Source organism: Flavobacterium sp. 9, assembly GCF_002754195.1.
In the GTDB taxonomy this organism is placed as follows: domain Bacteria; phylum Bacteroidota; class Bacteroidia; order Flavobacteriales; family Flavobacteriaceae; genus Flavobacterium.
Genome location: NZ_PEEU01000001.1, coordinates 4,478,513 through 4,501,221, shown reverse-complemented (window position 1 = coordinate 4,501,221; position 22,709 = coordinate 4,478,513). Strand labels below are relative to the sequence as shown.

Below are 22,709 nucleotides of genomic sequence, written 5' to 3'. Positions count from 1 at the left end.
AATTTCCATTCAAGACTTTTCCTCAAATGACACATAAAATTTTAATCATAGACGACGAAGAAAAACTCAGAAGTCTGTTGACACGCATTATAAAATCAGAAGGCTTTGAAGTGATTGAAGCTAAAGATTTGAAATCAGGTTTTAAAAAGCTCGAACAAACGGATATTGATGTCGTTTTATGTGATGTAAAATTACCTGACGGAAATGGTGTCGATTTTCTGCAAAACATAAAAGGTAGCTTTCCTTTGATTGAAGTTATTTTACTGACTGCTTTCGGAAATATTCCTGACGGAGTTCAGGCCATGAAAAATGGCGCTTTTGATTATATTGTAAAAGGTGATGATAATGACAAAATTATTCCGCTTTTATACAAAGCTGTCGAGAAAGCGCAATTACAAAAAAAGGTAAAACAACTCGAGAAACGCATTAACGATAAATATTCTTTTAACACCATTATAGGAAAATCAAAAGGAATCGAACAGGTTATTGATTTAGCAAAAAAAGTGGCAAAAACTGATTCTACTGTTTTACTTACTGGCGAAACCGGAACCGGAAAAGAAGTTTTTGCACAAGCGATTCATGAAAACAGTAATCGCGTTGGCAAATCTTTTGTCGCTTTAAACTGCAGTACTTTTAGTAAAGAAATTCTGGAAAGCGAATTATTTGGTCATAAACAAGGTGCTTTTACCGGAGCTCTAAAAGATAAAAAAGGTTTTATCGAAGAAGCAAACGGCGGAACTTTATTCCTTGATGAAATTGGAGAAATGCCAATTGAACTGCAAGCCAAATTATTACGTGTTTTAGAAACCAGCGAATATATTCCGATTGGAGACACAACTCCCAAAAAATCAAATTTCAGATTAATTGCCGCGACAAACAGAGATTTAAAAATAGAAAGTGAAGAACACCGTTTTCGTTCTGACCTATATTTCCGTTTGAATATTTTTGAGATTACACTTCCGCCTTTGCGTGAAAGAATAAAAGATATTCAGCCCATAACAAACTATTTTGTAAAGCAATTTTCTGAAAAAACGAATAAAAAAAACTTGACTGTTTCAGATGATTTTCTTCAGAAATTAGAAAATTATTCGTGGCCGGGAAATATTCGTGAACTTAAAAATGTTATCGAAAGATCTGTAATTCTAAGTAATGGCGATATTTTAACCGCTGATGTTTTACCGTATGAAATGCAGCATCAACCTGAAAAAGCTACAAAATCAATGTCTGCTTTTTCTATGCAAAGTGTCGAGAAACTTCATATTCAGAAGGTTTTAAATTATACAAAAGGTAATAAAGCCGAAACTGCCCGTTTACTAGAAATTGGAATTGCGACTTTGTATCGAAAATTAGAAGAATATAGTATTCAATAACAATTGCAATATCAATTACAATATCAAATTTCAATATCAAACTCAAAGGACATTACATTTTACAATTCACAATTCACAATTCACAATTCACAATTAATAATTAAAACCATCCTATCATTTCAATAAAAGCTTATCATTTTGATAGGCTTTTTTTATGCCTGATTTTTGGCACGAAACTACATTTCTTTCATTGACAAGACTTTAGCTATAACTTGAGTTTTTCGGAACGTATTTTGGCATAAGTGGGAAGAACATAAAAATTCATTCTCATGAAAAACCAAGTCTGCACAATCTACAAACAAGCTGAACGCTTTGCTGAAATAACCAAAAAATCTATTATTTCTGGTAACATCGTTCGCGCAAAAAAATGTCTGGCTCTTGCTGAACGCCTTTTTATAAGCGGAAGCAACGAAACTAAAAACGCCATTTCTAATGTGTATGTTTTCTCTGTTTCTTCTTTTATGGAAGTACGCCACTGCAACATTTCACATCTTTTTCCTCAAACGCTTAAAGCGGAATATATCAAGCAAATTAATACTTCGGGCGTATAAAAAGTTTAATCGGTTAACTATTTAATTGTTTAATCGAAAAAGCCATAATCTAAAATCTGAACTCTAAAATCATCTCTATATGTTAATCACTTTTCTTTTACTCGCATTAGCCGTTGTGTTGTTTGCGATTTGTTTTAAATCAGTTGAATTCTTTGAAAAAATCTAAATCATGACTGCACTATTTATTGTTTCCATCGCCGTTTTCGGCTATTTGGTTTATGTATTAATCAAACCCGAAAAATTTTAATGATGTTAAAAGTTATAAGTGAGATGTTAGATATTAAACGTCAATCTCCTTTTACAAATCGCATCTGACATTTCAATAAAATTTAAAAAATTATGAACACAGAATTATTAGGCGTCATCAGTATTTTTATCGTTTCGATAGTTTTAGCTATTCCGTTAGGAAAATATATTGCTAAAGTTTATTTAGGAGATAAAACACTTTTTGATCCGATTTTCAATCCAATTGAAAAATTTATTTTTAAAATCAGCGGTATTAATTCCACTGAAGAAATGAACTGGAAACAACACTTAAAAGCACTTTTAAGTATCAACATGATTTGGTTCTTTCTTTGCTTTTTTGTCTTATTATTTCAGGGATCGTTATTTTTAAATCCCGACAACAATCCATCAATGTCACCGGATTTGGCTTTTAACACCGCCATTTCGTTTGTAGTAAACTGTAACTTACAACATTATTCAGGTGAAAGCGGAGTTTCTTACCTGTCACAAATGTTCTTAATGTTCTTGCAATTTGTTTCTGCTGGTGTCGGTATGGCTGCTGCAGCAATGATTTTTACTGCAATGAAAGAGAGAACCACAGATAAATTGGGGAATTTCTACAACTATTTCATCAAAAGTTGTACACGTATATTATTACCACTTTCAGTAATTGTAGCTACTATATTAGCGTTCAGCGGTACTCCAATGGATTTTGACAGCAAAGATTCTATCACAACTTTACAAGGTGATCACGTTGATGTTTCCCGCGGACCTGCAGCTGCTTTTATTGCCATTAAACATTTAGGTACAAATGGTGGTGGTTTCTTTGGAGCCAACTCAGCGCATCCATTAGAGAATCCAACTTATTTTACAAATGCTGTTGAGCTTTGGTCACAATTAATTGTCCCGTTTGCAATGATCTTTGCTTTAGGTTTTTATCTAAAGAAAAAGAAATTATCATATGTGATTTTTGGAGTTATGACAGTTGGATTCTTACTACTGGTTATTCCAACAATGATGACGGAAATGAACGGAAATCCTGCTATCGAAAAAATGGGAATTGCTCAAACAACCGGAGCGATGGAAGGAAAAGAAGTTCGGTTTGGACCAGCGGTTTCTGGTTTCTGGAGTATTGCTACAACCGTAATTTCTACAGGTTCTGTAAATAGTATGCACGATAGTTCAATGCCAGTTTCCGGTGCTATGGAATTGCTTGCTATGATGGTCAATGCATTTTATGGCGGTTGTGGTGTTGGTATTCTTAACTTCTACATTTTCATTATTCTGGCTGTATTTATTTCCGGATTAATGGTTGGTCGAACTCCTGAATTTTTAGGAAAGAAAATTGAAGCGCGGGAAGTTAAAATTGCTGCTTTTATCGCAATTCTTCATCCTTTATTAATATTAGCAGGAACAGCTTTGGCTTCTTATTTTGCTGCAAACGACACTGCAATGGGTTACTGGTTTAGCGGAAACGCAACAGGCTGGTTAAACAATCCCGGACATCACGGATTCTCAGAAATGTTATACGAATATACTTCTAGCGCTGCCAATAACGGTTCTGGTTTTGAAGGTTTAGGCGATAATAATCCATTTTGGAATATCACTACAGGAATTGTCTTATTGTTGAGTCGTTTCATTCCTATCGTTGGACCATTGGCAATTGCAGGATTATTGGCTAATAAAAAATACATTCCGGAAAGTGCAGGAACTTTAAAAACCGACACTTCTATTTTTGGAATAATGGTTTTTGCCGTAATCGCGATTATTGCCGCTTTATCATTCTTCCCAGCGTTGGCTTTAGGTCCATTGGCAGAATATTTTACTTTAAAATAATATAAAAAGAAAAATGACAACTAATAAATCCAATTCATTGTTTGAAAGCAAACAGGTAAAAGAAGCTTTAGTGCAATCTTTTGTGAAGCTGAATCCAAAAATGATGATCAAAAATCCGGTAATGTTTACCGTAGAAATAGGAACTGCCATTATGTTTGCTGTTTGTGTTTCTATATTAATGGGAGCAACTGACCAAGGTAGTTTTACTTATAATTTAATTGTGTTTTTAATTTTACTTGCAACACTTTTGTTTGCCAATTTTGCTGAGGCTATTGCCGAAGCCAGAGGAAAAGCTCAAGCGGATAGTTTAAGAAAAACACGTGAAGAAACTCCGGCAAGACAAATTTTGCTTAACGGAGAAATTAAAAATATCAGTTCATCTGAATTGAAAAAAGGAGATATTTTCGTTTGCGAATCAGGTGATTTAATTGCAACTGATGGTGAAATCATCGAAGGTTTAGCAACGATTGACGAAAGTGCTATTACGGGAGAAAGTGCTCCGGTAATTCGGGAAGCTGGTGGTGATAAATCATCTGTAACCGGAGGAACAAAAGTGCTTTCTGATAAAATTAAAGTAATCGTAACCTCTGAACCTGGCGAAAGCTTTTTGGACAAAATGATTGCTTTGGTTGAAGGTGCAAGCCGTCAGAAAACACCAAACGAAATTGCCTTAACGATTCTATTAGCTGCATTTACTTTAATCTTCGTGATTGTGTGCGTTACGCTAAAACCGTTTGCCGACTATGCAAATGCACCCATCACGATTGCAGCCTTTATTGCATTATTCGTTTGTTTAATTCCAACGACAATTGGAGGTTTATTATCAGCAATTGGTATTGCGGGAATGGACAGAGCGTTGCGTGCTAACGTAATTACAAAATCTGGAAAAGCGGTTGAAACTGCCGGAGATATTGATGTATTGCTTCTAGACAAAACCGGAACAATCACAATAGGAAACAGAAAAGCAACAAACTTCTACCCTGCAAAAGGTGTTACTGAAGAAGATTTTATAAAATCTGCTGTGTTAAGTTCACTAGCAGATGACACTCCGGAAGGGAAAAGTATCGTGGAACTGGCAGGAGCCGAAACTGCCAATAAATTATCAATTGAAGGTGCTACTTTAATCAAATTTACTGCTGAAACCAGAACTTCCGGAGTTATCTTAAAAGATGGAACCAACATTAGAAAAGGTGCTCAGGATGCTGCAAAAAATATTGCAAAACAAGCCGGAAATACTTTCCCTGAAGACACCGCTCAAAAAGTAATCGATATTTCGTCTAAAGGAGGAACGCCATTGGTTGTAATTAAAAACGATCAGGTTCAAGGTGTTATCGAATTGCAGGATATCATTAAAACGGGAATGAAAGAACGTTTTGACCGATTGAGAAAAATGGGAGTAAAAACGGTGATGGTTACTGGAGATAATCCGCTTACGGCGAAGTTTATTGCTGAAGCTGCCGGTGTTGATGATTTTATTGCCGAAGCGAAACCTGAGGATAAAATGAACTATATCAAAAACGAACAAAACCTGGGTAAACTTGTTGCCATGATGGGTGACGGAACGAACGATGCTCCTGCCCTTGCGCAAGCGAATGTAGGTGTTGCCATGAACAGCGGAACGCAAGCTGCGAAAGAAGCCGGAAATATGGTCGATCTTGACAATGATCCAACTAAATTAATCGAGATCATTGAAATTGGAAAACAGCTTTTAATGACTCGAGGAACTTTAACTACTTTTTCTATTGCAAATGACGTTGCGAAATATTTTGCTATTGTTCCTGCTCTTTTTATTACTGCGATTCCTGCGCTTGAAGGCTTGAATATCATGCGTTTGCATAGCCCGGAAAGTGCAATTTTATCAGCAGTAATTTTCAATGCGATCATCATTCCGATATTGATTCCGTTAGCGTTGAGAGGTGTTGATTATAAACCAATTGGTGCAAGCGCAATCCTAAAAAGAAACTTGTTGATTTATGGTTTGGGCGGATTGATTGTCCCATTTATCGGAATTAAATTAATTGATTTGGTTGTTGCCTTATTTATGTAAATCTAAGCTTCTGAGATACTAAGTTGCTAAGGTTCTAAGCTTTTCTCTTAGCATCTTAGAAACTTAGTTCCTTAGGACCTCAAAAAATAAAGAAAAAATGAAAAATATATTTTCACTAGTAAAACTTACACTGCTTACCGTAATCTTATTTGCAGTTATTTATCCTCTTGCGATTTACGGAATTGCACAATTTGCTCCAAATCACGGAAAAGGAGAAACTATTTCGGTTAACGGAAAAGTGGTTGGTTACCAAAAAATAGGTCAGAAATTTGATAAGTCGAATTATTTCTGGGGAAGACCTTCGGCTGTTGATTATAATGCTACCGGAAGTGCCGGAAGTAACAAAGGACCAAGTAATGCTGAATATTTGGCTTTGGTTCAAAAAAGAATTGATACGTTTTTAGTTGTTCACCCGTATTTGAAAAAATCTGAAATTCCATCAGATATGGTAACTGCTTCCGGAAGTGGATTGGATCCTAACATTTCTCCTCAAGGTGCTTTGATTCAAGTGAAACGTGTTGCCAAAGAAAGAAAATTGGATGAAGCTAAAGTAAAAGCTTTGGTTGAAGCAAACATTAATACGGCTGTTATGGGACCTGAAACAGTGAATGTTTTGGAGTTGAATGTGGCTTTGGATGAGCTTTCTAAAAAAGGTTCTTAGTTTCTAAGTCGCTAAGGTTCTAAGTTTTTTCTCTGCGCATTTTTGTCATTGCGAGGAACGAAGCAACCTCACTAACAATTATACATAAAGTTGACTTTGCAAATGTGGTTGCTTCGTTCCTCGCAATGACAAACTGTGGCGAGAATTGGAATCGAAAACTAAACTTTTAAAAATAAATACCTAACAGGTTTTGGAAACCTGTTAGGATAATGAATGCCCTTTTTTACCCCAAATATCCTAGCCCCGATAGTAGTGGAAATCCTTTTGTGCCGGGGTTCGGCACAAAAGATTGAAACGGATAGCGGGAAATAGCTCCTAAAAAATCTACTAAATAAATAATTGAATACCACAAAAATGAAAAAAATAATACTTACCGCTTTAATCGCTTTTGGTTTTAGCAATTTACACGCTCAGGAAGAAACAAAAAGTCCGTTTACGTTTTCAGGATATGTAGAGACTTATTATAGTTATGATTTTGGGAAACCGGAAGATCATACGCGCCCGAGCTTTTTTTACAATTTTAATAAAAGTAATGAAGTGAATATTAATTTAGGTATGGCAAAAGTGAATTATTCAAAAGATAATATTCGCGGAAATTTTGCTTTGATGGCCGGAACTTACGCCGAATATAACATGGCGGCGGAACAAGGTTTGTTGAAAAATATCTATGAAGCAAATGTGGGTGTGAAGATTTCGCAAAGCCATAATTTATGGATCGATGCGGGAATTATGCCGGCTCACATAGGTTTTGAAAGTGCAATTGGAAAAGATTGCCAGACTTTGACGAGAAGCATTTTGGCTGAAAACTCGCCTTATTATGAAACGGGAGTTAAAATTGGTTACACTTCTGAATCTGGAAAATGGTATTTGGCCGGAATGTATTTAAACGGATGGCAACGAATCGAGAAGGTAAAAGGGAATCAAACGCCAGCTTTTGGAACGCAGATTACTTACAAACCATCAGACAAAGTTGTTTTGAACTGGAGTACGTATGTTGGAAATGAGCAACCGGATATTGACAAAAAATGGCGTTATTTTAATAACTTTTACGGGCAATTTAAAGTAACGGATAAAACAAATGTTACTGCCGGTTTTGATGTTGGATCGCAACAAGCGGCTAAAAACAGTAACAAATATGACACGTGGTTTTCGCCAGTTTTGATTCTGCAATACAAACCAACTGATAAAATTCAGCTTGCAGCTCGTGGCGAATATTATAGTGATGAAAAAGGTGTTATCATCGCAACTGAAACACCAAATGGTTTTAAAACTTACGGATTTTCGGCTAACTTTGATTACTTAGTTACTGATAATGTAATGTTTAGATTAGAAGCAAGAAATCTTTCTAGTAAAGATCAGATTTTCACAAAAGATAACGTTCCAACGGATACAAATACTTTTGTAACGACTTCGTTGGCGATCTCATTCTAGCTTTAGGCTATAGGCTTTAAGCAATAGGCTCTCAAAAAGCTGATTTGCTTAAAGCTTAAAGCTTACGGCATAAAGCAAAAAAATGAAAGAAGAAAAAGAAAATAATGCACAGCACTTTCTCGATTTAATTCAGAAATCACGAAAAGGAAAGTTCAAGGTCTATATTGGGATGAGCGCCGGTGTGGGGAAAACGTACCGGATGCTGCAAGAAGCACATTCGTTGTTGAAAAACGGAATTGATGTAAAAATTGGCTACATCGAAACGCATTTGCGAAAGGAAACGCATGAACTTTTATCTGGTTTGCCCGTAATTCCGCGGCGAACCATTTTCTATAAAGGGAAAGAGCTGGAAGAACTCGATGTTCAGGCAATTATCAACCTTAGACCCGAGGTGGTGATTGTTGATGAATTGGCGCACACAAACGTTGAGGGAAGCAAAAACGAAAAACGCTGGCAAGATGTTCTGGAGATTCTGGAAGCGGGAATCAACGTGATTTCGGCAGTTAATATTCAGCATATTGAGAGTTTAAATGAAGATGTAAAACGCATTACGGGAATTGATGTTCAGGAACGGATTCCGGATAATGTTTTGCGATTGGCAGATGAAGTCGTAAATATCGATTTGACTTCTGAAGATTTAATTGCGCGTTTGAAAGAAGGAAAAATTTATACGGCTGATAAAATTCAGACGGCTTTGGCAAACTTCTTTAAGTCGGATCAGATTTTACAATTGCGTGAATTGGCTCTGAAAGAAGTAGCGAGTCAGGTGGTTCGAAAAGTTGAAAATGAAGTGCCTCAACTACATGCTTTAAGACACGAAAAACTTTTGGCCTGCATTAGCAGTAATGATAAAACGGCTAAAATTGTGATTAGAAAAGCAGCTCGTCTCGCGAGTTATTACAACGGATCATGGTATGTTTTGTATGTAGAAACTCCGCAGGAAAGCAGCACTAAAATTGCGTTGGACAAACAACGTCATTTGATAAATAACTTTAAATTGGCTGTACAACTGGGCGCAGAAGTTATTAAAATTGAACATAAAAATATTGCGGATGCGATTTTGATTGCCACCGAAGAAAAACAAATTACAACTGTTTGCATCGGAAAACCGCATTTTAATTTATTTAAAGTAATTTTGGCTACAACGATTTTCAGACGTTTATTGAATCGTCTTTCTTTATCGAATGTTGACCTTGTTATTCTGTCGTAAAAAAGTCTAACCATATAAGTTATATAAGTTCATTTAAATTGGATGCGTGAAAAATTTAACCGCAAAGCCGCAGACACAACGTTTTTACTGCCTTTCCTAATTATGCATCTTCTTATATTTCCTTATATCACTTACATGGTTTAAAAAAAACAATAATTAAATTTAGAGGATGAGATTGCTTCGTTCCTCGCAATGACGTCATGAGAATTAAAACTAAATTGAATCTGGGAGTTGGGTTATTATTTTTACTAATAATAATACTCACATTGGTGAGTGCCTTTTATATTTTCTCGATAAAAAAAGACACAGAGAATATTCTGAAAGCAAATTATAATACGCTTGAATATTCCAGAAATATGCTTTTGTCGTTGGACGAAATTAATTCTAATAAAGAAAATGCGATTGTTACTTTTAAAGAAAATCTTCAGAAGCAAACACAAAATGTTACTGAAGAAGGAGAAAAAAAAGGAACAGATAATCTTATGAAAAACTTTGCTCTTTTAGAAAAAAATAGTTCTGATGAATCTTTAAAAATGCAAATCAGACAGGACATTTTTGAGATTATGAAACTCAATATGAATGCCATAAAGAAAAAAAGTGATATCGCTAAACATACTGCCGAAACCGCTAATTTATGGATTGCTATTGTGGGAACTTTATGCTTTCTAATTGCTTTTAATTTATTGATTAATTTACCAAATAATATTGCCAATCCTATTAAGGAATTGACTTTGAGTATTAAGGAAATCGCCAATAAAAATTATTCGGAACGAGTGCATTTTACCAATCATAATGAATATGGAGATTTGGCAAAATCGTTTAATACAATGGCGCAAAAGCTAGAGGAATACAATAGTAGTAATTTATACAAATTGTTCTTCGAAAAGAAACGACTGGAAACGCTTATCAATAACATGCACGATCCTATTATTGGATTGGATCAGGAAGGTGTTATTTTGTTTGTGAATGATGAAGCGCTGAAAATTATCGGAATGAAATCTGAGGATGTTATCGGGAAATCAGCTTCGACTCTGGCTTTATCAAATGATTTGATTCGGTCTTTGATTTTGAAAGAATTAGCAACTGATTCTCAGAAAAAACAACCTTTGAAAATTTTTGCTAACGGAAAAGAAAGTTATTTCGATAAAGAAAAAATCAACATTACCATAACACCAACGGGAGAAGAGAAAGAAATTAATATTGGTGATGTCATTATTCTTCGAAATATTACCTTATTTAAAGAACTTGATTTTGCGAAAACTAATTTTATTGCCACAGTTTCTCACGAATTAAAAACGCCAATTGCATCTATAAAACTAAGTCTACAATTGCTTCAAAATACCAAAACAGGCGACATGAATGACGATCAAAAACAATTGGTCGAAAGCATTAAAGATGATAGCCAAAGGTTATTGAAAATTACTGGCGAATTACTTAATTTATCGCAATTAGAAACTGGAAATATTCAGTTGAATATCGAAAAAAGTAATCCATATGCTATTGTAAATTATGCGACTGAAGCTGTAAAAGTTCAAGCAGATCAAAAACAAATCAAACTAATTATTGATGCTGATGAAAATCTCCAAAATGTAAAAGCCGACAGCGAAAAAACGGGTTGGGTTTTGATTAATTATCTATCGAATGCGATTACATATTCTTCCGAAAAAAGTACGATCATCATTAAATTAAAAGAAGAAAAAGATCAGATTGTTTTTCAGGTAATAGACACCGGAAAAGGAATTGACGCGAGATATAAAGACAAAGTTTTCGATAAATATTTCCAGATTCCGGGAAGTCAAAAATCAGGAACGGGATTGGGATTAGCGATTAGCAAAGAATTTATCGAAGCTCAAAATGGTAATATTGGTGTTGAAAGTAATTTAGGTTTAGGAAGTACTTTTTGGTTTTCGTTGAAGGTTTAGCTATTTAGAATGTAAATTGTTTTATTTTTGAGTTTACTAACTAAAACATTTATGCAAAAACTTTACAAAGAAACATTTTGTTTTTTAGGAACTTCAATTGTTATTTTAGTCTCTTTTTATTTCTTATTTGGAATAAGTGAAAATGTCGTAATCAATATAAAAGACACTTATTATGCCATAAAGCCATTTACAATATTGATTCCTTTTTTTATCAGCATTTTTTTCTTTATTTACTTAGTTAGAGTTTTTATTGGAAAATTCAACAATCTAATAGCTAACTTTATTTTTCTTACTTTTAATTTATTAACAATAATTCTTTTTACTTACTTACTAATTTATGTAAACTCCCAAATTGAGCTTGCAGGATCAATCGAATATCCTCCTCTTTCTGGAGGAGTTGTTGAAGTAAAAGGAAATAATTATCAGAATTTCTTTTATTTACTTTTATTTCTTCAAGTTATACTTATAATACTTCAAAGCCTTTTAGGAATAAAAACCGGAATGAAATATAAATCAAATAAATTTAGCCAATCTTAATACAACTATCCCATTTAAAACCAACAGATTAATATTGACTTAAGGTTAGATTAAGCCAAAAATACTTGAATCGAACATTCGTTATTATTGCAACTTATAACAATAACGAAAGATGTTTTACAAAACGATTTCTCTGATGTTTTTATTCGGTTTTTTGAGTGCAAATGCGCAACAAAATGATTCGATAACTAAAATTGACAGTACTTCGCACAACTTGAAATTCAATTACAAACAATTAATTATTCCGGGAGTATTAATTGGTTATGGCGTAATTGGAATTGGAAATGATCAACTTTTAAGTTTCAATCATCAAATCCAGAGTGAAGTTACTGAGGACATTGACAACAAAATCACTATTGATGATTTCTCGCAATATGCGCCTGCAGCATCTGTTTATGCTTTGAACGCTTTTGGCGTAAAAGGCAAGAATAATATGCGGGATCGTTCTGTGATATTTGTGACTTCGTATGTTATTATGGCTTCAACGGTCTTGGGATTAAAGTCAATCGTACATGAAGAACGCCCAGACGGAAGCAGTAATAATTCGTTCCCTTCCGGACATACGGCAACTGCTTTTGCCGGAGCCGAGTTTTTATGGCAGGAATACAAAGACAAATCAATTTGGTACGGAATTGCAGGTTATGCCGTTGCAACCGGAACGGGATTATTTAGAATTTACAACAATCGTCATTGGCTAACCGATGTTGCTGCCGGAGCCGGAATCGGGATTTTGAGTACGAAACTGGCGTATTGGATGAATCCGTATATTACCAGAAAACTTTTTAAATCATCTTCCGAAAGTAAATCAACTTCTATGATAATGCCTTTTTATAATGGGCAACAATATGGGTTGGGATTTGTGAAGGTTTTTTAGATTTTTTCCATTACTATTGTCATCCTGAGCGAAGTCGAAGGACTTTATAACACAAAAGGTCTTCGACTCCGCTCAGACTGACATTCGAATCTGAGAATACAAACTTTTATTTCTAGATTTTTTTACGCATTCGAAGTATTATTCTTAATCTCCATAACTTCTCGTTTTACTTCTAGAAGCAAATCTTTCATACTTTGAGATTCTGTAGCTTCGTGTCGTTTATCGCTTCGGCCAATGCTGCATTCGTATTCCCAGATCTCTAAAATATCTGAGGCTTTCACTTCATAATTTGGATAAAAACGATTGTCTGATTCCAAAACCAAAGCATTCTTTTTGTTCTTGTTCAGACGTTTGTAGACCATTCCTTCATTTTTGGTAATCAGAATATAGGTTCTGCCATCCATCACCTCTCCCAGCCTTTCTACATAACGACCAATAATAATAGAACCGTCTTCGTGTGGTGGCATTGAATCGCCTTCAACAGGAAATCCGCGGTGTTTTCCAGGTCCTAAAAACGGAAGTGAAACTTGCTGTAGACTTTCAATATATTCCGGATCGGCATAACCGTTTAGATAACCTGCTTTTGCTTTTTGAGATACAATTTCGATATAATTCTCTCCAAAACTATCTACTTGTATTGGTAAAATAAGTCGGTTACCTTCCAATTTTATCAAGTTTTCAATGTTTATCTTTCGTATATCGACAGACAATAATAAGTCAATACTCATATGAAAATATAAGGCAATTTGCTTTAAGATATCGTACGGTGCCTCAGAGGTTCCGTCCTCGTATTTAACGTATCTTCCTCGGGTAATTCTAAGGTTTTCAGCTAATTTCTCTTGCGATATTTTATGCTTAACCCTCAATGCTCTGATGTTATCTGAAAATAAAGACATAATTAATTTGTTATAATTTGGAACAACAAATATACAAAAAAATGTTATCATCTGTACTAATTTTGTTTTATACAAAAACAAGGAGATGGCACGGGCAATTGTACACATGGATTTGGATACTTTTTTTGTATCCTGCGAAAGGTTAACTAACTCAGAATTAGACGGAATTCCGTTAATTATTGGAGGCGGTGATCGTGGTGTTGTAGCCTCTTGTTCGTATGAAGCCAGACGTTTTGGAGTACGCTCAGCGATGCCCATTCATATGGCGATGAAACTTTGTCCGCAGGCGAAAATTATTAAAGGTGATATGGAATTATACTCTCAATTGTCGCATAATGTTACGCAGGTTATTCAGGAAAAAGCACCGATAATGGAGAAAGCCAGTATCGATGAATTCTATCTTGATATTACCGGAATGGACAAATTTCACGGAAGTTATAAATGGACGGATGAACTGGCAAAATCTGTAATTAGAGAAACCGGATTACCTATTAGTTTTTCACTATCTATCAATAAAACGGTTTCTAAAATTGCAACGGGCGAAGGAAAACCAAAAGGAAATTTAGAAATTCCGGAAAATGGTGTACAAGCGTTTTTAAATCCGTTATCGATTCAGAAAATACCAATGGTGGGTAATGTTACTTTTCAGCTTTTATCAAGAATTGGTGTTCGTACAATTCAGACTTTATCTGAAATGCCTGCCGAAGTTTTACAACAAATGATTGGCAAAAACGGTCTGGATATCTGGAAAAAGGCCAACGGAATCGATAATACGCCCGTAGAACCTTATACAGAAAGAAAATCAATTTCAACCGAACATACTTTTTCTCAAGACACAATTGATATCGAAAAACTCAAAAGAATACTTATCGGAATGATCGAAAAACTGGCTTTTCAATTGCGATCAGAACAATGGTTAACTTCAACAATTACAGTTAAAATACGCTATGTCAATTTTGATACTGAAACCAAACAATGCAAAATAGCGTATACGTCAGCAGATCATATTCTGACCAAAAATGTAATGGAACTTTTTGATAAAGTGTATCAGCGTCGTATGCGATTGCGTTTAATTGGTATTCGCTTTAGCGGATTAGTTCGTGGCACGTATCAAATTGATCTTTTTGAAGATACTGAGGAAATGCTTTCGCTTTATGCTGCGATGGATAAAATGAAAAGTCGTTATGGTTTTGATGCCGTAATGCGTTGCGCCGGAGCTCATTTCAAACCTAATAATAAAGACGAAATTTTAAAACGTAACAAATAAATGTATCTCAACTGTCATTCTTTTCACTCACTTCGCTACGGCACGATTTCGCTCGATACACTTATCGAGCAGGGCGTTTCTTGCGGTGTAAAAGCTATGGCGCTTACAGATATTAATACTGTAACGGGAATTTATGATTTTATAAGAGCTTGTTATAAAGCTGATATTAAACCTCTTGTGGGAATAGAATTTCGTTCTAATCATCAATTGCGTTATGTTGGCTTAGCCAAAAATGCAAGCGGACTTGGCGAAATGAATCGGTTTTTAACGGATCATAATTTCAGTGGAGAATCTCTCCCTTTGATTGCTCCGGAATTCGAGTCGGTTTTTGTGATTTATACTTTAGAAAATGCTCCAAAGGAATTGCGTGAAAATGAATTTATCGGAATTCGTCCGGATGAAGTTTCTAAACTTTTTACTTCTGAATTTAAACGCAGAATTCCGAAAATGGTGATTCTTCAATCCGTAACCTTCAGTAACAAAAGAGAATTTAATCTGCATAAAATTCTTCGTGCGATAGATACTAATATTATTTTATCAAAACTTACAGAAGCTGATTATTGCAGAACTTCTGAGAAAATGTTGCCTTTAGAATCGCTTTTACCTTATTATGAGAATTATCCTGAAATTATAGCCAACACTCAGCAAATAACCGATTCTTGCAATTTTGAATATGATTTTACGACTCCTAAAAATAAAAAGTTCTTTACTGAAAATCGTGAAAGTGATATAGCAAAACTTAGAGAATTGGCTTATGACGGTTTATTATGGCGTTATGGAAAAGAAAATACGCTTGCAAAAGCACGTATAGAAAAAGAATTAAAAGTAGTTGATGAATTAGAGTTCAGTGGTTATTTTTTAATCACTTGGGATATTGTTCGTTATAGTAATAGTCTGGGTTTTATGCACATTGGTCGTGGTAGCGGCGCCAATAGTATTATTGCCTATTGTCTGGGAATTACCGATATCTGTCCGATAGAATTAGACCTATATTTTGAGCGTTTTTTGAATTTAAATCGAAAAAGTCCTCCTGATTTTGATATCGATTGGAGCTGGAAAGAACGCAATACAATTTTAGAATATATATTCGATAAATACGGTCGCGATCATGTTGCTTTTTGCGGAACCAATGTAGAATTCAAACATCGCTCTATTTTTAGAGAAGTCGGAAAAGTATTTGGTCTTCCGAAAGAAGAATTAGACATGTTAGCCAAAAATCCGATGGCATTACATGAAACCAATTCTATTGTAAAATTGGTTCAGGAATACAGTATTATGATGAATAAATATCCAAATCAGCGTAGTATGCACGCTTGTGGTATTATCATTTCTGAAGAACCAATTACTAATTATACGCCTCTGGAAATGCCTCCAAAAGGATTTCCTATCGTGCTTTTTGACATGCATATTGCAGAAGAAATTGGTTTCGAAAAATTCGATATTTTAAGTCAACGTGGTATTGGTCATATTGATGATAGCGTAAAATTAATTGAGAAAAACAGAGGCATAAAAGTTGATATTCGTAATACTTCGATTTCTAAAGATGAAGCTGTATGCAATATTCATTTGGCTCAAGGCCAAACTATTGGCTGTTTTTATATCGAAAGTCCAGCCATGCGCGGATTATTACGCCGACTTAATTGTGATAATTATAAAATTCTTGTAGCAGCTTCGTCTATTATTCGTCCCGGCGTAGCGCAATCCGGAATGATGAAAGAGTATATTTTTCGTCATAATAATCCAGATCAGTTTCAATATTTTCATGAAGTTTTTAAGGAACATCTTGGCGAAACTTACGGGATTATGGTGTATCAGGAAGATGTGATAAAAATTGCCCAACATTATGGTGGACTTCCGGCTCCTGATGGCGATATTCTGCGTCGTGCTATGTCCGGAAAAGGACGTTCTATGAAGGCTTTACAAAAAGTAAAAGATAATTTCTTTGCTTGTTGCGCTCAGAAAGGACATCCCGAAGAACTTAGTCAGGAAATTTACCGTCAGATTGAATCTTTTGCAGGGTTTTCGTTTTGTAAAGCGCACTCGGCTTCATATGCCGTAGAGAGTTACCAAAGTTTATATCTAAAGATTAATTATCCTGTAGAGTTTATGACAGCGGTAATCAACAATCAGGGCGGATTTTACAGAACCGAAGTTTATGTTCACGAAGCACGTATGTCTGGCGGAACGATCATGAATCCGTGTGTGAATAAAAGTGAATATCAAACTACCGTTTACGGAACTGATATTTATCTTGGTTTTATGCATTTGCAAAGTCTTGAATCTAAAACGGCTCATTTAATCGAATCGGATCGGGAGAAAAATGGTGATTTTCTTTCTCTAGAAGACTTCATCAACCGAATACCCATTGGAATTGAAAGCATGAAAATCCTGATTTTTATAGATGCTTTTCGCTTTACAGGAAAAACCAAAAATCAGCTTTTGGTCATTGCCAGTTTGCTTTTAAACAATTTCAAACCTGAAAACAGAAGTCTGATGTTGATGCAGGAACCCGTAAAAGAATATAAACTTCCTACTCTGGAACGTTCTTTATATGAAGATGCTTTTGACGAAATCGAACTTTTAAGTTTTCCTGTATCGTGTACGGTTTTTGATTTATTACAAACCAAATATCGCGGTGATATTATGGCGAAAGATCTTGTTTTGCATCACAAAAAACAGGTTCGAATGTTGGCTTATCTAATTGCCCGAAAACAAGTTCCTACCAAAAAAGGGAATATGTATTTCGGAACCTGGATTGACCACGAAGGTTCTTATTTTGATACGGCTCATTTTCCGGATAGTCTGGCGGAATATCCTTTTCAAGGCGGAGGTTGTTATCTGCTTTTAGGAAATGTAGAGGTTGATTATCATTTCCCAACCATAACAATAATCAAAATGGCCAAGATGCCTTTTATTCCAGATCCGCGATATATGGATGCTAAAGATCAATATAAAACCCAGCAGTTAATCAAGGAAGATGTTAGTCCTACGCATAGAGAACCTTATCCGCAAGGACATGAAATTAATTTGCCTCGACACCGAATGAAATTTCAAAAGACATAAACAATTGAGCATAGTTTTTTAAATAATAGAAGAAGAAATTACGTTATATAAAGGAGATGAAAAAGCAAGAATACGCCATAGTAGATATCGAAACCACCGGTGGAAACGCCAGTGGCAGCCGCATTACCGAAATTGCCATTATCATTCATGACGGAGAAAACGTGATTGAACGATATGAAACGCTCGTTAATCCCGAAAAGGAAATTCCGATTTCGATTTTTGCCTTAACAGGAATTAATAACGAAATGGTAGCTAATGCGCCAATCTTCGATGACATTTCAGATAAAGTATTAGAAATGCTTACGGATCGGATTTTCGTCGCTCATAATGTCAATTTCGATTATTCCTTCGTTCGTCATCAACTCGAACAAGCAGGTTTTAAATGGACAGCAAGAAAATTATGTACCGTTCGCGCAGCACGAAAAATAAGACCCGGCTTCCCTTCTTACAGTTTAGGAAAACTTTGCAATTCGCTCGATATACCTTTAGAAAATCAGCATCGTGCCGGTGGAGATGCAGCTGCTACGGCAATATTATTTTCACGATTACTCGAATGGGACGATGAAGGTCATATTGAACAAATGATCAAAAACACGGCACAAGATCAACGTTTACCGCCTAATCTTCCGCCAGAAGATTTTAATAATTTACCCGAAAAACCAGGTGTATATTATTTTTATAATGAAGTAAAAAAAGTAATCTATGTGGGAAAAGCGGTTAATATAAAAAAACGTGTTGCCTCTCATTTTAGCGGACATAAAATTAATCCGCAAAGACAGCATTTCTTGCGGGATATTTACTCGATTTCTTTTGAAGTTTGTGGCAACGAATTAATGGCGCTTTTATTAGAATGTACCGAAATCAAGCATCTTTGGCCAACTTACAACAGGGCTTTAAAACGATTTGAACCAAAATTTGGATTGTATGAATATGAAGCCCGCAACGGATACAAATATCTCGCAATTGGTAAACTCAATAAATTTCAGTCTTGTATTGAGCATTTCAGTAGTTTACACGAAGCAACAAACATGCTGCGAGGTTTAGCAGAACGATTTGAAATTGATTATAGGTTCTGTAAATATTCAAAACCTCAAGAAGGAGAAATGTTTCAAAATAAAGATATAACAGATTTGCCGGATGCGTCGCTTCACAACGAACAAGTCGACAATGCTATTGATTTTTTATTAAACAACAGACCCACTTTTGCCATTATAGAGAAAGGAAGAACAGCCCACGAACGTAGTTGTATCTGGATAGAAAATGGCCATTTTTATGGTATGGGATATATTCCGTTAGATGTTGCAATTACTGATCCTTCAGAAGTAAAAAATTATGCTACGCCTTATAAAAGCAATCAATACATTGAGCAATTGATTTTTGCTTATGCAGAGAAAAATCCCCGAAAAGTTTATTTCAATAAGGATTTGCTGAAATCAAGAATATGAAACTAATCTAATTTAAAAAATAGAGCTATAAACTTAAAGTATTGACTTATGACACTATTTAGCGATACCGAATTATTTGCCACAGGTTTATTAAAAGGAAAAAAAATATTTGACCTCCCGGATGCAGAACTTATTTTAATCGATAACTTTTTTACCAAAGAGGAATCTGATCGCTTTTATGAAAAAATACTTCGTCAAACCAAATGGAGAGAATATGAAATGGAAATGTATGATAAAATTGTTACGGCTCCGCGAATGATTTCCTGGTATGAAGACAAAGATAATGTTGGTGCAGATCAAAATGGTCCTGACTGGACTTATGATTTATTAACGATTAGAGGCCGTGTCGAGAGAGAAACTCAGATTGAATTTAATAGTTTATTGCTTAATTTATATCGAAATGGTAATGATGGGGTTTCGTGGCATAGCGACAAAGAACACAACTCGGGACCAAACCCAATTATAGCTTCGGTAACTTTTGGAGAAACCAGAATGTTCAGGCTTCGACATAAATTTCGCAAAGAAATTCCGCAAGTAGAAATTCCCCTTCATCACGGTTCTTTTCTATTAATGGCGGGAACAACAAATAGTTTCTGGCAGCATCAGGTTCCTAAAACGGCAAAAAATGTATTGCCCAGAATCAATTTAACCTTTAGACGAACTAACCGAAGCGAATGATTTGTAAATCACTCAAAATGAGTTTTATTTTAATGCTGAAACGACGAGGAAAATTCCTCCTCTAAAAGTTAAAATACTCAGTACATGAACCTTTTATTAGGCAGAACCTTTCTTTTTTACTACTTTTGCAACCTTTTTTTATATATACATTACCATAATGGCTTATTCAAACAATGATTTATTGCGCTTTTTAGATGCACAAAATAAACTTTATCTTACTGCTTTTTCTGAAATCAAAAAAGGAAAAAAAGAGACACACTGGATGTGGTTCATTTTTCCTCAGATTAAAGGATTAGGCACGAGTGATACTGCAAATTATTATGCCATTAACGATCTCAAAGAAGCAACCGACTATTTAGAACATCCTATTTTAGGAAAACATCTTATAGAAATTTCAGAGTTGTTTTTGACTTTTAAAAGAAAATCAGCCGATGGAATTTTAGGTGATTTAGATGCGCGCAAATTGCGTTCTTCTATGACGCTTTTCTCTTTGGTTGAAAATACAAATCCTGTATTTCAAGAAGTTTTAGAAGCTTTCTTCTCTGGAGAATCTGATCCTCTTACCTTATCTATTATTAATTCAACTATAAAATCATCTGTCGAAACTGAAATGGTGTAATTTACACTAACCCTTTTCCAGATTATTTAAATTAAAAAGACACTACGTTTTTTTGCTTTTGCAAATTGGTAGTGTTTTTTTTTGGCCCACAGATTTTACGGATTAAACGGATTTACACAGATTTCTTTGTCAAACTTTATATTTCTGTTTCTTATTAGATATAAAAAAATGCCTTGCTAAAAACAAGGCATTTTTTATATTATTGAGTAATAAAAGATCAGCGTTAATCCGTTTAACCCGTAAAACCCGTGGGCAAACTTACATCATATTAAACTTAGAAACTTAGTATCTCAGCAACTTAGCACCTTTCTTTTAAGATTCTTTCGGTTTTGTTAGGTAATATACCGGAATTCCTGTTAGCATAATTAATACTCCCCAACCACAAGTTGAAAATTTTGTAATTAATAACGAAACACAAATTGCCGCTGCAATTATGATATACAGCATTGGTAAAAACGGATATCCAAATGCTTTATAAGGTCTTTCAAGATCTGGCATTTTTTTACGTAAAATGAAGATTCCGTAGATTGTTAGTATATAAAAAATCAATACAATAATAATTACGAAATCTAATAAATCTCCATATTTACCTGTCAAACATAAAGCCGAAGCCCAAATACATTGCGCCCAAAGTGCCCAAGCCGGAACACTTGATTTGTTTAAAACAGCAGCTTTTTTAAAGAACAAACCATCTTTTGCCATTGTATAATATACTCTTGCACCAGCCATAATTAATCCGTTGTTGCAGGCAAAAGTCGAAATCATGATCATAATTGCAATAATCAGCGTTCCGATGTTTCCAAAAATATAATGTGAAGCTACAACTGCTACTCTATCTGATTTTGCGGTTGCAATTTCATTTAACGGAACTACCGCCAAATACATCAAATTTGTCAATACATAAATAATTGTCACAATAAAGGTTCCTAAGAATAAACTGAAACCTACATTTCGTTTTGGATTTTTAATTTCTCCAGCGATAAAAGTCACACCATTCCAAGCATCACTTGAAAATAACGATCCTACCATTGCAGCAGAAATTCCAGTAATCAAAGCCGTTCCGCCAATTGGCAACCATGAACCACTTTCGGTATTATACGAACGTGGTGTCCAGGCATCTGTCCAGTTAGCATCCCAAATAGAAGCTTTTGCTCCTAATGTTAATCCGAAAACTATTAAACCTAATAATGATAGTATTTTGATAATCGTAAGGACAGTTTGAAGAATTTTTCCGTTTTTAACACCACGGCTATTAATGAAAGTCAACAAAATAATCGTAACAATTGACACTAATTGTGCTGCATTGAGTTTAAAAGAACCAAGCTCATAAAGTATGTTTTCATCACTTAGCGGCTCATATAGATAAGCTGCAAACTTTGAGAATGCCACTCCAACAGCGGCAATAGTTCCCGTTTGAATTACGGCGAAAAAACTCCAACCGTATAAAAATGCGATTAGTTTGTTATAAGCTTCTTTAAGATATACATATTGTCCTCCAGCTTTTGGGAACATTGCGCTCAACTCTCCGTAACTTACTGCGGCTATAACGGTTATCAATCCTGAGATTAACCAAATTAGCGTTAGCCATCCGGCAGATCCTACTTGTCTGGCGATATCGGCACTTACAATAAATATCCCGGATCCAATCATCGAACCTACAACAAGCATGGTTCCGTCTAATAATCCGAGTTCTCTTTTAAAATTTTCCTGGTCGTTTTCTTGCATTATTTTGGTTTTTGGGTTGGTTAAAGATATACTTTTTTCTGAGATTGTATAACTCTGATTATTAGTTTATATCTAATTTTTAATGTTCTGTTTTGTTCTTAAAATGCGAATTAACGAAATCGATGTAATTTTAAAATAATATTCGCTGATTTTCTAATAAAATTAATGTAAAATGAAATTCTGCCACATCAATAAAGATTTAAATATAAAGTCTAAAAATTAAAAAAAATGATTTTTTAGTTCTTTTTAAATCATTCGAAAAATTTCAATCAATGAGAGCTGTATTGTTCTACAAAAGACTTATTTAGCGCAGTTACCACGTTAAACAAAAAAAGACAGATTGTGTACTTTA

Annotated in this window: 18 protein-coding genes; 16 read left to right on the top strand and 2 right to left on the bottom strand. The window is 34.8% G+C overall.

The window, feature by feature from the left end; genetic code table 11:
• Positions 1 to 26 precede the first annotated feature (26 nt).
• The 11 genes from CLU81_RS18655 to CLU81_RS18605 all read left to right on the top strand — a co-directional run bounded on the left by CLU81_RS18655 (position 27) and on the right by CLU81_RS18605 (position 12,664).
• Positions 27 to 1,370: a sigma-54 dependent transcriptional regulator gene (locus tag CLU81_RS18655; protein ID WP_099711177.1), complete on the top strand. Its 1,344-nt coding sequence runs from the start codon at positions 27 to 29 to the stop codon at positions 1,368 to 1,370.
• 269 nt (positions 1,371 to 1,639) lie between these two features.
• Positions 1,640 to 1,921, top strand: a complete 282-nt coding sequence (locus tag CLU81_RS18650; protein WP_099711176.1) for a hypothetical protein — start codon at positions 1,640 to 1,642, stop codon at positions 1,919 to 1,921.
• A 169-nt stretch (positions 1,922 to 2,090) separates the two neighbouring features.
• Positions 2,091 to 2,168 carry a K(+)-transporting ATPase subunit F gene (kdpF, locus tag CLU81_RS18645; protein WP_073075461.1) on the top strand — a complete coding sequence of 26 codons (78 nt, stop codon included), beginning with the start codon at positions 2,091 to 2,093 and terminating at the stop codon, positions 2,166 to 2,168.
• A 92-nt stretch (positions 2,169 to 2,260) separates the two neighbouring features.
• On the top strand, positions 2,261 to 3,982 hold the full coding sequence (kdpA, locus tag CLU81_RS18640; RefSeq protein WP_099711175.1) for a potassium-transporting ATPase subunit KdpA: 1,722 nt from the start codon (positions 2,261 to 2,263) through the stop codon (positions 3,980 to 3,982).
• A gap of 13 nt (positions 3,983 to 3,995) precedes the next feature.
• The gene (kdpB, locus tag CLU81_RS18635) at positions 3,996 to 6,029 is read left to right on the top strand and encodes a potassium-transporting ATPase subunit KdpB (protein WP_099711174.1); all 2,034 of its coding nucleotides are present in this window, start codon (positions 3,996 to 3,998) and stop codon (positions 6,027 to 6,029) included.
• A gap of 97 nt (positions 6,030 to 6,126) precedes the next feature.
• A complete protein-coding gene (locus CLU81_RS18630) occupies positions 6,127 to 6,690 on the top strand; it encodes a K(+)-transporting ATPase subunit C (protein ID WP_099711173.1) in 564 nt (187 codons plus the stop codon).
• 354 nt (positions 6,691 to 7,044) lie between these two features.
• A complete protein-coding gene (locus CLU81_RS18625; RefSeq protein WP_099711172.1) occupies positions 7,045 to 8,121 on the top strand; it encodes a porin in 1,077 nt (358 codons plus the stop codon).
• Positions 8,122 to 8,203: 82 nt separating this feature from the next.
• Positions 8,204 to 9,331, top strand: coding sequence for a sensor protein KdpD (locus CLU81_RS18620; protein WP_099711171.1), 1,128 nt, complete (start codon positions 8,204 to 8,206; stop codon positions 9,329 to 9,331).
• Positions 9,332 to 9,531: 200 nt separating this feature from the next.
• Entirely contained in the window at positions 9,532 to 11,253 is a 1,722-nt protein-coding gene (locus CLU81_RS18615; RefSeq protein WP_099711170.1) for an ATP-binding protein, read from the top strand.
• A 51-nt stretch (positions 11,254 to 11,304) separates the two neighbouring features.
• Positions 11,305 to 11,790, top strand: a complete 486-nt coding sequence (locus CLU81_RS18610) for a hypothetical protein (RefSeq protein ID WP_099711169.1) — start codon at positions 11,305 to 11,307, stop codon at positions 11,788 to 11,790.
• A gap of 112 nt (positions 11,791 to 11,902) precedes the next feature.
• On the top strand, positions 11,903 to 12,664 hold the full coding sequence (locus CLU81_RS18605) for a phosphatase PAP2 family protein (protein ID WP_099711168.1): 762 nt from the start codon (positions 11,903 to 11,905) through the stop codon (positions 12,662 to 12,664).
• Positions 12,665 to 12,786: 122 nt separating this feature from the next.
• Here the strand turns inward: CLU81_RS18605 and CLU81_RS18600 are convergent, their stop codons facing one another.
• Positions 12,787 to 13,560, bottom strand: coding sequence for a LexA family transcriptional regulator (locus tag CLU81_RS18600; protein WP_099711167.1), 774 nt, complete (start codon positions 13,558 to 13,560; stop codon positions 12,787 to 12,789).
• A gap of 85 nt (positions 13,561 to 13,645) precedes the next feature.
• Here CLU81_RS18600 and dinB point away from each other — a divergent pair, with 85 nt between their 5' ends.
• From dinB to CLU81_RS18575, 5 genes are all read left to right on the top strand, one after another.
• Complete coding sequence (dinB, locus tag CLU81_RS18595; RefSeq protein WP_099711166.1) at positions 13,646 to 14,827, top strand: DNA polymerase IV; 1,182 nt, start codon at positions 13,646 to 13,648, stop codon at positions 14,825 to 14,827.
• On the top strand, positions 14,828 to 17,890 hold the full coding sequence (locus CLU81_RS18590) for a DNA polymerase III subunit alpha (protein WP_099711165.1): 3,063 nt from the start codon (positions 14,828 to 14,830) through the stop codon (positions 17,888 to 17,890).
• A gap of 56 nt (positions 17,891 to 17,946) precedes the next feature.
• Complete coding sequence (locus CLU81_RS18585) at positions 17,947 to 19,335, top strand: exonuclease domain-containing protein (protein ID WP_099711164.1); 1,389 nt, start codon at positions 17,947 to 17,949, stop codon at positions 19,333 to 19,335.
• A gap of 48 nt (positions 19,336 to 19,383) precedes the next feature.
• Positions 19,384 to 20,013: an alpha-ketoglutarate-dependent dioxygenase AlkB gene (locus tag CLU81_RS18580; protein ID WP_099711163.1), complete on the top strand. Its 630-nt coding sequence runs from the start codon at positions 19,384 to 19,386 to the stop codon at positions 20,011 to 20,013.
• A gap of 157 nt (positions 20,014 to 20,170) precedes the next feature.
• Positions 20,171 to 20,632, top strand: a complete 462-nt coding sequence (locus tag CLU81_RS18575) for a DUF1810 domain-containing protein (RefSeq protein ID WP_099711162.1) — start codon at positions 20,171 to 20,173, stop codon at positions 20,630 to 20,632.
• 312 nt (positions 20,633 to 20,944) lie between these two features.
• Here the strand turns inward: CLU81_RS18575 and CLU81_RS18570 are convergent, their stop codons facing one another.
• Positions 20,945 to 22,357, bottom strand: coding sequence for an APC family permease (locus CLU81_RS18570; RefSeq protein ID WP_099711161.1), 1,413 nt, complete (start codon positions 22,355 to 22,357; stop codon positions 20,945 to 20,947).
• Positions 22,358 to 22,709: the final 352 nt, after the last annotated feature.

What these genes read in the sequence shown, in the direction of transcription:
- CLU81_RS18655 (WP_099711177.1), top strand. Translation starts at nt 27, where the DNA reads ATGACACATAAAATTTTAATCATAGACGACGAAGAAAAACTCAGAAGT.
- CLU81_RS18575 (WP_099711162.1), top strand. Translation starts at nt 20,171, where the DNA reads ATGGCTTATTCAAACAATGATTTATTGCGCTTTTTAGATGCACAAAAT.
- CLU81_RS18590 (WP_099711165.1), top strand. Translation starts at nt 14,828, where the DNA reads ATGTATCTCAACTGTCATTCTTTTCACTCACTTCGCTACGGCACGATT.
- kdpB (WP_099711174.1), top strand. Translation starts at nt 3,996, where the DNA reads ATGACAACTAATAAATCCAATTCATTGTTTGAAAGCAAACAGGTAAAA.
- CLU81_RS18585 (WP_099711164.1), top strand. Translation starts at nt 17,947, where the DNA reads ATGAAAAAGCAAGAATACGCCATAGTAGATATCGAAACCACCGGTGGA.
- CLU81_RS18570 (WP_099711161.1), bottom strand. Translation starts at nt 22,357, where the DNA reads ATGCAAGAAAACGACCAGGAAAATTTTAAAAGAGAACTCGGATTATTA.
- CLU81_RS18615 (WP_099711170.1), top strand. Translation starts at nt 9,532, where the DNA reads ATGAGAATTAAAACTAAATTGAATCTGGGAGTTGGGTTATTATTTTTA.
- CLU81_RS18610 (WP_099711169.1), top strand. Translation starts at nt 11,305, where the DNA reads ATGCAAAAACTTTACAAAGAAACATTTTGTTTTTTAGGAACTTCAATT.
- CLU81_RS18630 (WP_099711173.1), top strand. Translation starts at nt 6,127, where the DNA reads ATGAAAAATATATTTTCACTAGTAAAACTTACACTGCTTACCGTAATC.
- CLU81_RS18650 (WP_099711176.1), top strand. Translation starts at nt 1,640, where the DNA reads ATGAAAAACCAAGTCTGCACAATCTACAAACAAGCTGAACGCTTTGCT.
- kdpF (WP_073075461.1), top strand. Translation starts at nt 2,091, where the DNA reads ATGACTGCACTATTTATTGTTTCCATCGCCGTTTTCGGCTATTTGGTT.
- kdpA (WP_099711175.1), top strand. Translation starts at nt 2,261, where the DNA reads ATGAACACAGAATTATTAGGCGTCATCAGTATTTTTATCGTTTCGATA.
- dinB (WP_099711166.1), top strand. Translation starts at nt 13,646, where the DNA reads ATGGCACGGGCAATTGTACACATGGATTTGGATACTTTTTTTGTATCC.
- CLU81_RS18580 (WP_099711163.1), top strand. Translation starts at nt 19,384, where the DNA reads ATGACACTATTTAGCGATACCGAATTATTTGCCACAGGTTTATTAAAA.
- CLU81_RS18620 (WP_099711171.1), top strand. Translation starts at nt 8,204, where the DNA reads ATGAAAGAAGAAAAAGAAAATAATGCACAGCACTTTCTCGATTTAATT.
- CLU81_RS18600 (WP_099711167.1), bottom strand. Translation starts at nt 13,560, where the DNA reads ATGTCTTTATTTTCAGATAACATCAGAGCATTGAGGGTTAAGCATAAA.
- CLU81_RS18605 (WP_099711168.1), top strand. Translation starts at nt 11,903, where the DNA reads ATGTTTTACAAAACGATTTCTCTGATGTTTTTATTCGGTTTTTTGAGT.
- CLU81_RS18625 (WP_099711172.1), top strand. Translation starts at nt 7,045, where the DNA reads ATGAAAAAAATAATACTTACCGCTTTAATCGCTTTTGGTTTTAGCAAT.